The sequence below is a fragment of the Halosimplex amylolyticum genome (genome assembly GCF_051414035.1).
Classification (GTDB): Archaea; Halobacteriota; Halobacteria; order Halobacteriales; family Haloarculaceae; genus Halosimplex; species Halosimplex amylolyticum.
The window spans coordinates 131490-146842 of sequence record NZ_JBLKNW010000008.1; the positions used below are offsets into that span (position 1 = coordinate 131490).

At 54.9% G+C, this 15353-nt stretch carries 12 protein-coding genes and 6 pseudogenes; 6 read left to right on the forward strand and 12 right to left on the reverse strand.

Translation table 11 applies throughout. The annotated features are described in order from the left end of the window. Positions 1-27: 27 nt before the first annotated feature. Positions 28-892: pseudogene (locus ACMGFE_RS22705) on the forward strand (transposase). A gap of 4 nt (positions 893-896) precedes the next feature. Then, positions 897-1172, forward strand: a complete 276-nt coding sequence (locus ACMGFE_RS22710; protein WP_436927562.1) for a hypothetical protein — start codon at positions 897-899, stop codon at positions 1170-1172. Here the strand turns inward: ACMGFE_RS22710 and ACMGFE_RS22715 are convergent. Then, a pseudogene (locus tag ACMGFE_RS22715) lies at positions 1096-1256 on the reverse strand (IS6 family transposase); the annotation flags it as partial. The gene ACMGFE_RS22710 and the pseudogene ACMGFE_RS22715 sit on opposite strands and share 77 nt — an antisense overlap. 65 nt (positions 1257-1321) lie before the next feature. Here ACMGFE_RS22715 and ACMGFE_RS22720 point away from each other — a divergent pair. Beyond that, positions 1322-1779 (forward strand): annotated as a pseudogene (locus tag ACMGFE_RS22720) (DDE-type integrase/transposase/recombinase); the annotation flags it as partial. Positions 1780-1931: 152 nt separating this feature from the next. On the opposite strand, the pseudogene ACMGFE_RS22725 reads toward ACMGFE_RS22720, so the two are convergent. Then, a pseudogene (locus ACMGFE_RS22725) lies at positions 1932-2183 on the reverse strand (DUF8170 family protein); the annotation flags it as partial. A 128-nt stretch (positions 2184-2311) separates the two neighbouring features. On the opposite strand from ACMGFE_RS22725, the gene ACMGFE_RS22730 reads away from it, so the two are divergent. After that, complete coding sequence (locus ACMGFE_RS22730) at positions 2312-2725, forward strand: transcriptional repressor (protein ID WP_436927563.1); 414 nt, start codon at positions 2312-2314, stop codon at positions 2723-2725. A 121-nt stretch (positions 2726-2846) separates the two neighbouring features. After that, entirely contained in the window at positions 2847-3170 is a 324-nt protein-coding gene (locus ACMGFE_RS22735) for a hypothetical protein (protein WP_436927564.1), read from the forward strand. A gap of 589 nt (positions 3171-3759) precedes the next feature. On the opposite strand, the gene ACMGFE_RS22740 is transcribed toward ACMGFE_RS22735, so the two are convergent. Further along, positions 3760-5088 (reverse strand): Cdc6/Cdc18 family protein, encoded by a 1329-nt coding sequence (locus tag ACMGFE_RS22740; protein WP_436927565.1) that lies wholly within the window; start codon positions 5086-5088, stop codon positions 3760-3762. 478 nt (positions 5089-5566) lie between these two features. Beyond that, positions 5567-6244, reverse strand: a complete 678-nt coding sequence (locus ACMGFE_RS22745) for an IS6 family transposase (protein WP_436927566.1) — start codon at positions 6242-6244, stop codon at positions 5567-5569. Between the two features lie 56 nt (positions 6245-6300). Between ACMGFE_RS22745 and ACMGFE_RS22750 the strand changes: the two are divergent. After that, positions 6301-6566, forward strand: a pseudogene (locus ACMGFE_RS22750) (hypothetical protein); the annotation flags it as partial. A 386-nt stretch (positions 6567-6952) separates the two neighbouring features. Here the strand turns inward: ACMGFE_RS22750 and ACMGFE_RS22755 are convergent. The 8 genes and pseudogenes from ACMGFE_RS22755 to ACMGFE_RS22790 form a co-directional block, all read right to left on the reverse strand. Further along, positions 6953-8308 (reverse strand): orc1/cdc6 family replication initiation protein, encoded by a 1356-nt coding sequence (locus ACMGFE_RS22755; RefSeq protein WP_436927576.1) that lies wholly within the window; start codon positions 8306-8308, stop codon positions 6953-6955. Positions 8309-10021: 1713 nt separating this feature from the next. After that, positions 10022-10519, reverse strand: coding sequence for a DUF7970 domain-containing protein (locus ACMGFE_RS22760; protein WP_436927567.1), 498 nt, complete (start codon positions 10517-10519; stop codon positions 10022-10024). Then, positions 10516-11511 carry a ParA family protein gene (locus ACMGFE_RS22765; RefSeq protein ID WP_436927568.1) on the reverse strand — a complete coding sequence of 332 codons (996 nt, stop codon included), beginning with the start codon at positions 11509-11511 and terminating at the stop codon, positions 10516-10518. Before ACMGFE_RS22765 ends, ACMGFE_RS22760 begins: the two co-directional genes overlap by 4 nt. 491 nt (positions 11512-12002) lie before the next feature. After that, positions 12003-12119 (reverse strand): annotated as a pseudogene (locus tag ACMGFE_RS22770) (transposase); the annotation flags it as partial. A 239-nt stretch (positions 12120-12358) separates the two neighbouring features. Continuing rightward, entirely contained in the window at positions 12359-13492 is a 1134-nt protein-coding gene (locus tag ACMGFE_RS22775; RefSeq protein ID WP_436927569.1) for a tyrosine-type recombinase/integrase, read from the reverse strand. Positions 13493-13704: 212 nt separating this feature from the next. Beyond that, the gene (locus ACMGFE_RS22780; RefSeq protein ID WP_436927570.1) at positions 13705-14211 is read right to left on the reverse strand and encodes a PIN domain-containing protein; all 507 of its coding nucleotides are present in this window, start codon (positions 14209-14211) and stop codon (positions 13705-13707) included. Next, positions 14208-14576, reverse strand: coding sequence for a UPF0175 family protein (locus ACMGFE_RS22785; RefSeq protein WP_436927571.1), 369 nt, complete (start codon positions 14574-14576; stop codon positions 14208-14210). Before ACMGFE_RS22785 ends, ACMGFE_RS22780 begins: the two co-directional genes overlap by 4 nt. Before the next feature lie 207 nt (positions 14577-14783). Beyond that, on the reverse strand, positions 14784-15353 hold a 570-nt coding region (locus tag ACMGFE_RS22790; protein WP_436927572.1), incomplete at its 5' end, for an RNA-guided endonuclease InsQ/TnpB family protein.

Genomic DNA, 15353 nt, shown 5'->3' on the forward strand with positions numbered 1-15353 from the left:
TTGGTTAAATGTCTAACTTACTAGGCAGTGAAGCGGGAAGGTGGGTTTGTGTCCAGCAAACTCGCCCGCTTCACTGATCAGGTTGTCTCGCTTTCCGAAAAAGCCGTTGTCGGCGAGCCGGATCCAGCGTTCCAAGGAGGGAAGACGGCTACGCAGATTGGGAGATTGTGGCAATTCACGGCCTCCGCAAGTTTCTTGATCGCACGTATCAGCGTCTGCTGGGCGTGCTGCACGGAGTGCACAGAATTATCACTCAACTCAATCTCGCGGTGTCTGAACTGTCTGATTTCACGATCGTGTGTACGAGTAATCAGGATCTCGAATTGCAGATCTGGCCCTTCTTCCTGAAGCTGTCGGCGGAGTTTCACAATCTTGGCAATGTTCAGGCCATCGACGCAACCGGCATGGATCGGATAGCTACCAGCCAACACTACGCAAAACGGACGAATTACACGTTCGAGGTGGTGAAAACGACGCTTCTTTACGGCCAGGGAACAGATTAGATACTTAATATACATGGTTCGATGATACAAATAACCACACGATTCCAAGACCGGCTGGCAAATGGTCAAACGTAATCTCGACAAACCGAACATTCTTACCGCCAACAAGGGATACAACTGATGATTTCTTCGCCAAATGTTGCGTGATGAAGGCGTCAAAACGGTGATCAAGCACCGCGAATTTGGCTTGCACGGCATCACTAACAACGTCTTGCAATATGATACGACCTATAATCAACGCTCGAACGCTGAATCCACATTTTTTGCGCTTCGCCGAAAAATACGGTGAGATCGTTCGTGCGCGAACCTGGTTCGGTCAGTTCCGCGAGCACGTTCTGAAATGCGCAGTCAGAAACATTGAACTCATCGTCAGCCACTCACGACCGTGAATTCATGCGTCTAAACAAGGTCAAGCAGGAGCGCATCGAGAAGACGCGTGCTACAGCTGTTGGTCTCCTTGAAGCACTCGACGATGCCGATATGGTTAAGCAAGCAGTGGAGATAATCAAGGAGATGAGTCAGCAGCGGATGCTCGCCGAACACCAGGAGATCATCCACCCCGTTCTCGAAAAGTCGCGCAACGGGGCACTGTCTAGTTCAGTACCTCCTCAGCTGGCGTTCGTCCGTCGAGCGCCTGATTGGGTCCTTCGTGGTTGTAGTGGTGCCTGAAGCGTCGTAACCATTCTTCGCGCACCGTTGACTGCCCCGTCAAAACGAGTGAAAGCGGTCGATCCGCATGGTGATTGCCTGGAACTATTTTCTGGCACTGTCTAGTTGAGCGAGTTTGAGAAGCGAGGAGGTCGTAGCGAGAAGTGCTTATGCGACTCGCAAACTCCCTCAGCGAGACGTTGGACGAGGACAGTCAAGACGTTTGGGAGAACGCACACCCCGACGCCCGTCCGCTGTTTCGGGGTGTGTCTCCACTCGATGGGGCTGTCAGTTCGGGGACGAGTGCCGTTTTCGGCTTGCCGGGTATCGAATGGTCGCACGGCGCGATCTGGCAGTGGACGCATCGGCTGGTCGACAGCGACGAAGACCCACCGCTTTGCCGGCGCGGGTCACGGTTGATGAAGCCGCTGTCAAACTCGACGGTGAGTGGAACTGGCTGTATGCGGCGGTCGATCTCGACTCGCTGTATTTGCTGGAATGCACCATCTTCAGCCGCCACGGCACCGATCCTGCTGCGGCATTTCTCCACCGCCTCAACGAGAAATACGACCTCGCCGACAAAGACTTCCTCGTCGATGCCTACGGCTATTGGACTGCCCTCTCTCGATTGGCTCAGTCTCGCTGCTCGAGAAAGGTAGTCGGTGCGAGGTGCAGTCGGCGTCCGGAAACCGCTACTAAGTCGCCGTCGGCAGCGAATCCTGTACCTGTCCAGACCGGCAGCAAAGATCCCCCGCTGGCGGGTGTAAGCATCTTCATCGCGTCGACCATCCGGAAGGCGTAAGCGTTCTGTCGGCGGTTGAGACGGTCGACCACGAGGTTCAGCCGGCGGATGGGTTCCCGGTCGTAGTTCCCCAGCACGAAGTAGGATCGGTCGTTCTCGTAGACGGGGGTCAATTCGCTCAGAGCGTGGAGGATCTCTTCGTTGTCCGCCAGCGAAATCTCTTCGTCGTCGAGTTGGTCCTTCGCACTGGTGAGGACCCCCTCGGGGACGGACGGCTCCTCGTCGGACATACACGAACCCTCTCAGCGCCGTACGATAGGGTTTATGAAGTAAATTACCAAGTCAGTCAGAAGTGGTTTACTATAGAGTGATTTACCCAAGGGTAAACTACTTGCCGCCAGGGCGTGTATCGTGTCGTATGAGCACCGACCTGGGGACTGCTGAGGGGATGGAATCCCGCGAACTCGTTCACTTCGTCACCCAACAGACGCGGTTCGCACTGATCAACAACATCCTCCAGCATCCCGAGCAGCTGCCCTCGATGTACGAGCTCGAGGAACTCAACCCCAGCGTGAGCGATGCCACCGTCTACAAGCATATCCAGAAGCTCATTGACGCCGGCATCGTCAAAGAGGTCGCCCTGGACGACGGCCAGCGCCGACAGGGCTACCCTTGGAAGTTCTACGGCCTGACCGAGGAGGGGCGGGAGTTTCTGGAGGATCACAACTTGCTCGCTGCAGAGGAGACGCTCCAGCAGATCTACGACACCATCTCTGATAAACCCGAGAAGATGGTCAAGTACGAGAACGCACCCCGCCCCGATAATGTCTAACGGCACGTCCTATTCGCGGATAGTTTGCTATTCATACTCTTCAGCCGGTGACGAGTCGCTATCTGATTAACCAACAAATCTATGCCAGTACGCGCTTTGTTGGTTAACACGAGAGCAGCCGATGTCCTACGAACCCCCGACCCCACCGGCGAACCTCCCGGCGGAGATCGTCAATACGCTCAACGAGTCGGACCCGAAGCAGCTCAGAGACGTTGCGACGTACGCTGAAGCGCTCGCCGAGCACAAGGAACGAGAGGCCCGTCTCGAGGAGTCGACAGATCAAGAAGAAGTCGATGAGCGACCAGACGACCTCCCGGACGACGTCCCTACCAAAGCGACGATCACGATCAAGGAGATCAACGACAATCGCTATGACTACTGGCAATGGCGGGAGGGAGATAGCGTCAAGTCCCAGTACAAGGGACCAGTCAATCCGGACGAGTGAACCTCCTCAATACGATACCCCGAGGATTTCCGTCTTCTTGCCTGTAGAGGATCAGTCTGGGACTCAGTTTTCTCCCCGTCTGCGATTTGAAAACGCCTGAGAAAGATAGGGACGAGGCTTAAGAGTCAGGATTTTCACTTCGATTACGGGGGGTGTCCCTACGAACGAACTTACACTTCGATTACGGGGGAGACCATCACGCCAAGTTATACATCGATGACGGGGACCATTGGATCCGAAGGTATTGATCCGAGTCTCTCGCCAATCGATCGACGGGCCAATTACACTTCGATGACGGGAGGTGGGAATCGTGAGATCACCAACAGCGAGAGTATGAGATATTGGATTCCTGCACACCACCCTGCGAGTGTTCCTCCGACACCGCCCTGCAAGTGCTCGCCCAACACCACCTTGCAAGTGTTTTTGAGGGGTATATGCCCCTCAGTAAGGATATCCACTATGTATTGACAGCTACTACACCACCCTTCAAGTGTTCGACCCCACACCATCCTGCGAGTGTTCCTCCGACACCACCCTGCAAGTGTTCACCCCCCACACCACCTTGCGAGTGTTATGTATCCGGCCAATATCAGACAAATTTCCAGAGTTCCTGTTGCTCTTCGCTGGACCCGTCCGGAGGTTCGAAGTCGGTCGCCTCGTCCTCTAGATAGTGGTTAAGGATTTCGTTCACGTTGCTCGGAACGGCATTACTATAGGACGATTGGAGCGCAGCGTCGATAACATCAGCCGGATCGTCGGTGACCTCGTACACGTATTTCCGACCGCCTTTTCTACCCAGATTCTTTTCCGCGGACCTAACGAGTCCCTGCATCGACAGCTGGTCGAGGAATTCGTAGATCTTGCGTTCGGATTTCACGCGCCGTCCGCTTGACTCTGCGATCGACGAATAGAGATTGTATATCCGTTTAGTCGCCGCCTCGTGTTTCGGTTCGATGAATGCGAGCGTCGTTGCAAGATATGTGAGTGCCTGCTGGGAACTCAGATCCTGCTCGAAGTAGTCCAAGATCTCGTCTTTCTCGATAGTATCAGTCGCTCGTCTGGTGTGGTCTTCAGTGACAGTATCGACACCTTCCATTCGTGCATATTCACCAGCTTTCTCGAGGATGCGAAGGCCCTGCCGAACGTCGCCGCGCTCCTGAGCAGAGAAGGCGGCTGCCAGCGGGACAACGTCTTCCTCCAAGACGCCGTCCCGGAATGCGATACCGGCGTAGTATTCGAGAATGTCCTGGAGCTCATTTGCGTTATACGGTCCGAACTTAATCTCGCGCTCACCAAGCGTCGATTTGACTTTCGGTTCGAGGACGTCGACGAACTTCAGGTCATTCGAGATTCCGATGAGACCGATCTTCGCCTCTGAGATAGGCGTATTTTCGTTAGCCTCGGCGCGAGGCAGTTCATATAAGAAGTCATTGCGGGCATCGGGCGGAATGTTGTCGATTTCGTCGAGTATGATGAGGACGTTTCCCCCTACAGCCTCAATTTCCTCATAGAGGAACTCGAAAACGCGATCTGTACTGTAACCACTGTCCGGAAGCTGGTCATCAGGTGCACGGAATTCGTTGACGAGAGACGTGACGAGTGCGTAGGAGGATTTGTAGTTCCGACAGTTGATCGGGCCGAGAACAGTCAAGGGAACGTCCTGTGAATCAGCCTTCTCCTGAAGTTTGTCACGGACCCACTTCGTTACCGCCGTTTTCCCGACGCCCGTAGGACCGTACACGAAGACGTTGTTCGGAGCATGTCCGACGACAACGTCCTGGAGTGCGTTGATGTAAAGCTCGATCTCGTCGTCCCGGTGAAAGATGGTCTCCGGCGTGAACGTATCCTTCTTGAGCGGTTGCTTTTGCTCGAAGATAGAGTCCTTCCCACTGAATGGATTCTCGTCAACGTCCACCATTGTCTGTATGTCTTTTACCAACCCTATTAAAACTGCCCACCACCCTGCAAGTGTTTCAACTGTTTGGAGAGGGAGCACACCCACACACCACCTTGCAAGTGTTCTCAACTCCAGAGAAGGTGGGGGAGGGTCGCCAGAAAGATAGCAGCTGTTCCCGAATATGCCGATAGTGAATCATTTGATAGCATGAGTGTAATTTTCTCCACTACTACTAGCTAACTATATTATAAATATTGTTGTTGTTGCATATATTGCTCGGAGCGAGAAAAGAGGATAGAAGCGCCTACGTCCAGGATATCTGGGGTTCAGTGGAGATTATTTCGTTTACATTCCCCATCATAATCTGACTCTTTATATTTCCTAAGGACTCCCGCCGAGATAGCCCCACTCTCTCGACGAAGTAAAGAACACTTGCAAGGTGGTCTGTGTGTGTCGCTACTTTCTTGCTATTCCGAGAATTGCGATAGAAGGGCACTGTCTAGTTGAGCACTTCGACTGGAGTTTTGCCGTCGAGCGCTTGATTTGGCCGTTGGTGGTTGTAATAGCGGCGAAATTGGTGACACCACTCGGTGACAGCCCGCTGACTGCCCACCCACCTCGTGTGAAAGCGGTCGGAGCGCATTTTGAACGTGTGAAACCACTTTTCGATATGGTTTCGATCGGTGTAGTCAACACGACCGCTCAGTCCTACTCGTGAGAGGGCAGTCCGATAGCCGTAGGCATCGACGAGAAATTCGGTGTCGGCGAGGTCAAATTTCTCGGTGAGTCGGTGGAGAAACGCCGCTGCGGGATCGGTGCCGTGATGGCCGAAGACGGTGCATTCCAGCAAATTCAGTGAGTCGAGATCGACCGCCGCGTACAGCCATTGCCATTCGCCGTCAATTTTGTCAGCGGCTTCGTCGAACGCAACCCGCGCCGGCTTCGCTAGCAACGGATCTTGGTCACTGTCGGCTAGCCGATGAGTCCATTGCCAGATCGCCCCGTGCGAGCGTTCGACACCCAGCAAGCCGAAAACACCACTTGTATCCCGAACTGACAGCCCCATCGAGTGGAGACGGACCCCGAAACAGCGGACGGGTGTCGGGGTACGCTCGTTCTCCCAAACGTCTTGGCTGTCCACATCTAAGGTCTCTCTGAGCTGGTCTGCGAGTCGCATGAGCACTTCTTGCTACGACCTGCTCACTTCTAACACCCTCAACTAGACAGTGCCCGCTCGACGATTTGTCTCCCGACGAACTCCGACGCATCGCCAGCTACGCCGAGGAACTCGCCAAGTATCATGAACACGAAGCTCGCCTAGACGAGGAAGACGACGGAGACCAGGTCGAAGAAACGCCGGACGATCTCCCGGACGACGTTCCCTCGAAGGCGACGATTACGACGAAGGAGATCAATGGTAATCGCTACGACTACTGGCAGTGGCGAGATGGAGACCAAGTGAAGTCAAAGTACAAAGCCCCGCCAGTCCAGACGAATGAGGACAACACCGAGAAGTGCTCGATACGCTCGTACTCTTTTGATAGAGATAGTGTGTAAATCGACGATCACCCGTCATAGACGACATACTACGTCAGTTTACTTCTCGATGACGGGGGGTAGATTGGAAAACATGTGAGAAGACATTTCTCCCCAAAGCCGCGATCTGGACCCCCCTTTGTCGAGATGTAAATTGCTGGATTTTGGTTGTAAACAGTCGTATTTCACCAGATTCGGTTACGTCGTGATTGCACGGCGTTCACGACTCGTCACACCCCTGCTTCGCGGCGGCCCCCCGTTGTCGAGATGTAATCGCACCCCCAATATCGTGCTGTAAGCTTCGAACACCCCGTTGTCGAGTTGTAAGCGCGGAGCAGACAGGGGGCAGCTAATCGAAGAAGGAATTGAGTTTGGTCCGTACGACGCTTCGGAGCATCTCGTGGTCGGACTCGATATCACCGATCCGCGAGTCGGTCTCGATCGTCTGGACGATGTTCTCGGCGCTCTCTTCGAGCGTGAAGAACATGTGGACTCCGCGGCCTCGACCGCGACCGCGTCGTTCCGACGAGAGGATTCCGTACGTCTCCTGTTCGGTGACATTGTTCACGTAGGTCTCGCGGCTGTACTGGTCGGCGTCGATCCGGTCGGCGACGAACTTGTAGACTTCCCATCCGACGCCGGCTGGGATTCGGTTGAGATCTTGCTTGGCGTAGTACTCGACCGCTGCAGTCGCGTAGAGGGAGAGTTTCTTCTGGGTCGCAAGTCCGGATATATGCCGTAACGTCCGGTTCTCGTCGTATTTATCCTGTGCTGACCGGACGTCTCGTTCCTCGACCGTCTCCGAGCCGCGGCGTTCGGCGAACTCGCCCGCCCAGCGGAACAGGTCGATCGCCTTCCGGGCGTCACCGTGCGTCTGGGATCCGAACGCCGCGACGAGAGGTATGACGTCGCCCGTAAGCGAGCCGTCTTTGAACGCGTCTTTACGGTTTTCGAGGATCGCTCGGAGCTGGTTCGCGTCGTAGTCGTCAAAGAAGATGTCGTCGGGGTTGAATGAGCTCTCCGCCCGACTGTTCAGGTCCTGCATGAAGTGCGTGTAATTCGTCAGCGCAGTCACCGAAACGCTTCCTTCGATGTTCCCGAGCGTCTCCGCGCGGGAGAGCTGGTAGAGCAACGACGAGTACGCGGTGTCCTCGTACGGCCCTTCGAGGAGGTCGATCTCGTCAAGGATGAAGATGACGGCGTCGTAGTTCTCGTTAATGAGTTCGAACAGCCGCTCGAACTTTCGGTCGGTGGAGACGCCGCTTTCCGGAACACCGACCGCTGCGTTGACGTCTTCGGCGACGCACCGGACGAGTCGATAGACCGCTCGATCGAGAGACTTGGGCGCTTCGCAGTTGAGCGAAACGACACCGAATCTGACTCCCTGGGACTGACAGAGATCGACGACCTGTTTACAGACTGCGTTGATGATGAGCGACTTTCCCGTTCCAGACGGGCCGTTGAGCAACATGTTGGGAAGACCGCCCCCCTCGAGCGCCGGCCGGAGGTTGTCGATGACTCGTTCGAGTTGCTGGTCGCGACCGACGATTCGGTCTTCGTCGATGATCGTATCCGGTCGAACGAGATCCTTATCGACGAAGATAGAACTCGTAGAAGACTCCTGAAATCGTTCGCGAATAGAGATCGACGTGTTCTCCTGGTTGGTGTCAGTAGTCGAGTCGGAATTTGCGGCGGACTCGCCGATGACTTCATTGCTATTGGATTCAGACGGATCGGCACCGACCTCCTCGAACGTCTCTTGAGAGCTCCCATCAGCAGTCTCAAACACCGGCGGGCCGCCGCCGTTCTCACTGTCCTGGGAGTCGTCTGCCATGCTAGTCACCCTACACGCCCACGTATAAAAAACCACACCTCTAGAGAAATGTAAGGTCCCGATATCATGAGTATCGCGCATTGTCTCCTCGTTTTACGCAATTGTTGAGAATACCGTCATCGATATCTAACATTGCAACCTTGTCGAGTCTCGCCCATGTGAGGGCAGGCAAGCAACCCCCCTTTATCGAGTTGTAACGGAGAAGGGTTCATTGGGAGATCAAATCTGTGAGTTTTCGAGGTAGAATTGGACTCCACACCTACTTGGACGTCGCCCTCACCCCCCTTTGTCGAGTTGTAAGCGCGAAGTCCGCTGCATAGTGGGACGTATTTGGAAAGTAGGAGAGATGGGAGGTCCTTGAAGATCTGCCATTCGACTTAAAGGGTGTTTCAAAATTAATTAGAAGCGGCTATTGGCCGCTGAGTAACCCGGCTATAAGGTTGCAATAAAGCCAAACGGATCTTTGAGGATATTCCATCGTGTCGTAGTGGTCCACGAATTCGAACACACACCCCCCTTTGTCGAGTTGTAAGTGGCTATGCCGGAATCGAGCAGGAACAGTCAAAAAGTAGTTCTCTGACCGGAAACATCGGCATAACAGTCTGTGCCCTTCAAATCCACCGGAGTCGTTCTTGTATAGCGTTCAAATGGTGTGAGCATCAAGATCTAGTCAGCTACGCTATATTGAACCCATCACGGGTGTAGTTCTCACTAACCTGCAATAAAGATTGTCCTCATACAGGTTCAACGCTGAGATGTTGTGAAATGCGTCTAACTCCTGGAAACTGCAGATTTGATGCTTTCACCATCTCCAACCGGCTCAACCCTCTTCCCCTCATATCCGTTTACAACTCGACAAAGGGGGGAGGGGGTAGGCAAATCTTCTCAAGACAACCTTCGACTTGTTCCCGATCGTCGAAATAGACATGGTACACAGTCTTCGATTCTTCGATGCACTGGACGCCGGTGTGAATGCGATTTGCTTTGAGCTACATGACTTGAACCACGTATGGGTCGAAGATCTCGCGGATATCGAGTCCGAACGTGTGGCGATGGACTTGCTTGCCGCGGAACCGTTCCATCCTCAATCCGTGTAGAAGACAACTCACGTCGAGGAAGGATAATCGCCCGCCCCGCTCATCGATGACTTTCCACCTGCTGGTCCTGCGGCCATACAGCAGTTTCTCGAACGAACCGTCAAGTGACGGATTTCTGTAATCGAAGCTGATTCACGGTCGTTTTCGTACTTCGCGGTTGCAGTAGTATCGATGCATCCGAATCGATGAAAGCCCGCTGTGGCCTGTTTTCCTTCTAAAGATGATCTGTCGGTCTGTGGGTGCGAACGAGCGAGCAGAGATACGGCAGCATTTGGGGCAGCGATCTGTAATAGCTGTCTGTAACGGATTTTCGGAGATAGCTGACGATCTAATTTGGTCTCGGATTTCTGGCTTCCATCACCTGAGGTAAGGAAGGCTGAGAAGCCGACGACTCAGGGTGCCAGTCTGGCCAATAAATTGTCCACTTATTCACATAATCAACATCGGAAAATCTCACGTAGTACCAGGCTGGTAGACTCCGCCTGCTTCAATCCAGCGCGTCGAACCCTTCCTCCCGCATCAACTCCGCAACGCGCTCAGGATGTTGGAATGCCGCGAGCAGAGCGAATTCCCGGGCATCGGTTTTCGAAACCTCGCTCGTGTCGAGCCGTTGTGCGAGCTCGTTCCGGAACTCGGCTTCTTGGTCAGCCACACGATTACGGACGTGAATTTCCAGGCGCGTGTCGCGTTCGTCGCCGACGTTATTCCGGCGGACGAAGTAGGGATATTTCTCCGTGGTCGTACTCGTGACCGTTGATTCGTTCTGGAACTCCTGTTCAGATGTCTGCTCACCGGAAGACCGGTCCGGTCGAACGGATTCTCGACTCGCCGAGTCAGAAGCCTCGTGGTTTCGCGAGCTGGATTCGGTAGTCGCCTGCTCGTTTCGAGAGTCTGGTTCGTCGGCGGTCGATTCGTCTTCGTCAGACTCGTCATCGTCGTTCCTGCCGAAGTCGAGGTTCCCGGAACCCGATTTGAAGTTATTCATGCGGATGTCGCCTCCATCGGCTCGTCTTCGCGGAGGTCGATCGTCCGGTTCTCGTGGTCCGTGATGTCGAGTTCCATCACCGGATCTACGTCTGTTTCGAATGTCTCTGTCGCGATGAATCGGGCCAGAACATACAGCTTCCGCAACGTCCCGATTTCGCGGTCGCGGACACGTCGCTGTCCCGCTTCACTCACCATTTCACCGTCTTTCTCGAAGGTCTTCCAACGCTCTTCGACCACTTTGAACGCTGATCCTCTGGCCTCCCACATAGCGTCCATGAGACTTTCTCGATTCCCGATTGTGACGGGTGTGGCGAACGCCTCGGTATTCTCGAACTGCTGTTGGTACTGCTGGTGAGCGTTGGTCTGCCCGACGCCTGACGGAACGACACAGGAGAGCCCGATCTCGATTTCCAGTTCGGATTCCATGTTCCCGACCAACTCCTCGAGACCGTCTAGGCTCAGGTTCCCCTTCCCTGCCGGTTTCACCGGTGCAACAAGTGTCCGGAGCGCGAATATCGCGTTGTACAGGAGGTCTTCCGCACGCGCGTTCGGGTCGATGAGAATGGCATCGTATTCTTCGTGCAGTTGCTCTTTCTCCCAGAGGAGTTCGTACAGGAGTTCGAATCGCGGATACTCCTCACGGCTCATGTTCTGCATCCCCGTCTCGTAGGAGATTTTCTGCTCTAGATTAGAGGTGAAGTCTCCGAGCATGTCATGGCTCGGAATGATGTCGATCCCCTCTTCGGACGTCTCGATCAGGTCTTCGAATTGACCGTCTGGCATGTCGAGGATGTGCTTGACGAGATTGTCCGCGTCTGGGTCGTTACGATGCGCGCCGACATCGAAGAGGCTCGTCAGGTTCCCTTCCTGCGGGTCGAGATCGATTACGAGCGTCTTCTGACCCATTCGCTCTAGTGCTACTGCGACGTTGGCTGTCATTGTCGTTTTGAATGTTCCGCCAGATTCTGAGTAGACTACAGCCGTTATCATACGCTTCCCTTTCGCGCAATCAAACATAAATCTGTGTCAGACGAACGGGCCAAACAACTGTTACAGACAGCTGTTACAGATTGATGTTACAGATGTCTGGGTGGTTCTCATGTGACGATATGCTACCCAGGTCCTCATCACCCTATCATCGAGTGTACGGTGTTTGTGACGAGGTTCTCTGCAGGATTTGATCCGAAACGGAGGCCAGATTTCGCTTGCACGTGTGTCTGTGGCGAACATCTGTAACGAACTTCTGTAACGGATGTCTGTCTCAAATTTCTACCACGTTTTTTGTTTGCGTGGGGTGGTCTGACCTCGAGTTCTGTAACTTTAGTCTGTGAAGGATGTCTGTGGCAGATATCTGTAATTGGTATCTGGGGTGGTCATCTGTATCGACAATTTGCCCCTGATTTCATTGGAGATTCTCTGTAACATTCTACACAGTAATCTAACCAGTAATCTCTGTAGATGACTGGGTCAACTACCCCGCCCTACACGCCTTCGGCGCGTTGAGGGTGGGGCTTGTCCGTGAACTCGGCCTCAAACCCGTCAGGGCGGGGGGTAAATCCGCCGCTCGGCGTCACCGTTCCAGACTTCAGAGCGAGTTGAATGCGAAATTGTCCGTGGATATAGCATCGGGTAGATCAGTACGAAGATAGAGAAATGGCGACTTTTGAATCTGTATGGGGTGTCTGTAATAGATTTCTGTAACGTTACGTCGGGGGCAATGACCGCGTTTGTATCGCTTAGGATTCAAATCCAATGAAGGCGTGGATCTCCGTCCTCTCGTCACCAAGAGAGACGAATCAATGATTGGGTGACAATCGCTGCGCAGTCAATGTTTCATCTACTCGTCGAGAACCTGCTCAAGCCGCTTGCGCCGCGCGATCACGTTCTGTTCGCGGTAGGACTCATGAGTGGTTTCGATCGACTCGTGCCGAAGAGTCTCCTGGGCCAGTTCGGCGTCTTGGGCGTAGAGGTCGCTGCCGAGGCCCCTCCGTCCCCCGTGGGGCTTCAGATACTCGCCGTCGATACCGATGTCGGCGCTTTCACACAGGCATTTCATCAGCGATCGGGCGCCGTTCTTCGAAAGTGCTGGCGGCTCGATCCCATGCTCCCTCAGCAATTCCATCGCAGTCGCGTCTTCCAGCGCCGACTTGACGCCCTCATCTTCCCATCCTCGTTCTTTGAGGCCATTCTCGGCGGTTCGAGCCAGGGACGGGTGATGTCGCGTCGGGAACACCGGCCAGTCGGCGCTCGCGGGTTCGAGAACGGTCCGGTATCGTTCGAGACAGGAGACGACACGGTCGGTCAAGGGGATCGGCTGCCGTTCGCGTGTCTTGCCGAAGACCTCGGCTACCCCTCGTTCGAGGTCGATATCGGTCCAGCGAATGCCGTTGCGGTACTCATCGCGCGGATCGTTAAACAATTCTGCCCCACGGGCTCCAGTGAGCGCGAGCATCGTCACAACTGCTCGATCGCGGAAGGCCCGTTCGCGGTCGTCTGTAGACTCGTCGAGTGCGGCGTGGGCGCGTTCGTTCATGTACGCGAGCAGAGCGTCGCGCGCCTCGGCAGACCAGAATTGGCGGTCGTGATCGCCGTGGTGCTCGGGGAGTTCCTGTTTCACGCGGTTTGGCCGAGCGGGATTCGCGTTGAGGCGTTCGTCGTCCACGCACCAACCCAGGAAGGCTCGGACGATAGTGAAGTAGGGGCCGTTCGCGTGAGCAGAGGCTGCCGAGAGGTCGTCCTCGTCGTCTTTCACGCGCTCCCGAAGCCACTGAGCGTACCGGCGACAGTCGAGAACGTCCAACTCCTCCAAGCTCGTCACGCCGCGGTGGGCCGCCAGGTACTCCGCGAACGAACTGAGGACCAGCTCGTTGTTCGCTCGGTAGTTCCCTGAGTCCAGGCTAGCAAGCCGCGCGTCGATCGCAGCATCGATCTCAGTTGCGGCGTCTGAACCCCCGGTCTCGGTAGCTGTCATCGGTTCGGATGCGGAGACGGTGGCTACCCACTAATATTTACTGTGTCTTTTTGCTCTAAGACATAGTAAAACCACAATCCTGATTACCCACTGAATATGCCGAATAGAAGGCTTACAGCTCGATTTTCTAGTTGATAAATTGTATAATGATATATCTTCTCCGAAGGCAGGAAAGTTGAGACTACTCGGACTGTGGAGTCCGCATACGGGGCTCACCGATAGTCCGAAATCGTCCGATACGGAACGTAGTACCCAATCTCGTCGATCCACGTCGACAGCCACTCGTCTGCAGTCGCTTCCTCGATCTTCCCTGCATCGATTGCAGCCAACAGAACCCCAACTGACCCGATAACGGTCACGCCTTGATCTTTCGCAAACGACCGGGCATCGCCGTCGTCCGTCAGCAGTCTCCCGTCGTGTGCGTCAGCGAGGGCGAACGCCTGGGCTTCACCGCGGTCGAGATGGTCACTGACGACTGCCTCTCTGTTTGCGACTGTGTCCGAGATAGGCGCGACCAGAATCTCGTCGTCGAGAGTATCGAGTGCTGCTTGGAGATATGGGTGGTCATCAACGCCATGTTCGAGTTCCTCGCGAACGACCGGCACCGTACAGATCCCAGAGAGACCTGCAGCCACCCATAGTTCGTTGATGTAGGCGAAATTCGAGAGAACAGTCGTGTTGAGAACGCTTGGATTAGGTGGAACACCGCCGCCTGTCATTTTGAAGGCGTCTCCTCGCTGTCCGAGTCTGCATCACTGAACTCGAGCTCGCTCGCTGCCTCTGCCTCGTACGCTGCATCGTCTTCGTCGACGAGTCCGAGGCGGAGGTCGACGCCGTGCTCACGGAGAATGTCACGCATCGTCCAGCGGTCGACAGCAGCAAGTCTCGCGGCATCACCGAGCGTGATCCGCTCGCGTTCGTAGAGTGCAACTGCGGCTGCAATACGCTCGTTTTCGTGGTCCTCGAAGTACTCGCGTACGAACTCGCGCAACGCATCGCTCTTGCCCCCAAACACACCAGCCTCGACAGCACCTTCGATAAGGAGGTCGAGGTCATCGGGATAGGAGCCGGTGATTCGTGCCATCGTTCTATCCTAAATTAGGGCTTCATACTATTTATGAACTGCGCCAGATGTCATATGCATTGAGAGGGTCGGTCGCATCTTCAGCAAATTCTCTTGAAGATGAGACTACCGCGGGTATATCGGGGGTAAACTACCCCACCCTACTTCGCTCGGGGTCTACAGACCCGCTCGCTCGTTGCGGGTGGGGCTTTCGCGTGGACTCCCATTCTATGCCTTAACAGGAGGCAGGGGTTGATATTCCCCACTCACGTTCAGCGTCCCGCGATTCAAGCGCACGTCTACGGGTGCGCCTCCATCGTCTGCGTTTTGCCGACGACGGAGATACTGCAAACCGATGTTTTTCGCAGCGTTGTAGTCGGCGTGATTCTCATATCCACACTCCTGGCATTCGAACGACTCCTGGTGGCGATTGTCGTCGTGGGTAAACCCACACGTCGAGCATCGCTTTGACGTGTTTCGCGGGTCGACCTGCACGGCTTCGACACCGTGTTCGTCTGCCTTGTACTCGACGTACCCGTACAGGCGTCGGAATGCCCATCGGTGTTGCCACGTCGCCTCGGGAATGCCCTCTCTGATGTGGCTCAGGTCTTCAAACACGATGTGCGAACAGTCGTTCTCGACGGCTTCCGAGATGAGGTCGTTCGCGATAGTGTGCAGTTGGATGCTAAAGCGCCCTTTGGCTTTCCGACCGACGCGTTCGATGTTTTCGTGTGCTGCTCGCGATCCGCACTGACCGAGCGATCCACGCCGTTGCTCGTACTCTCGATTCCAGTGGTT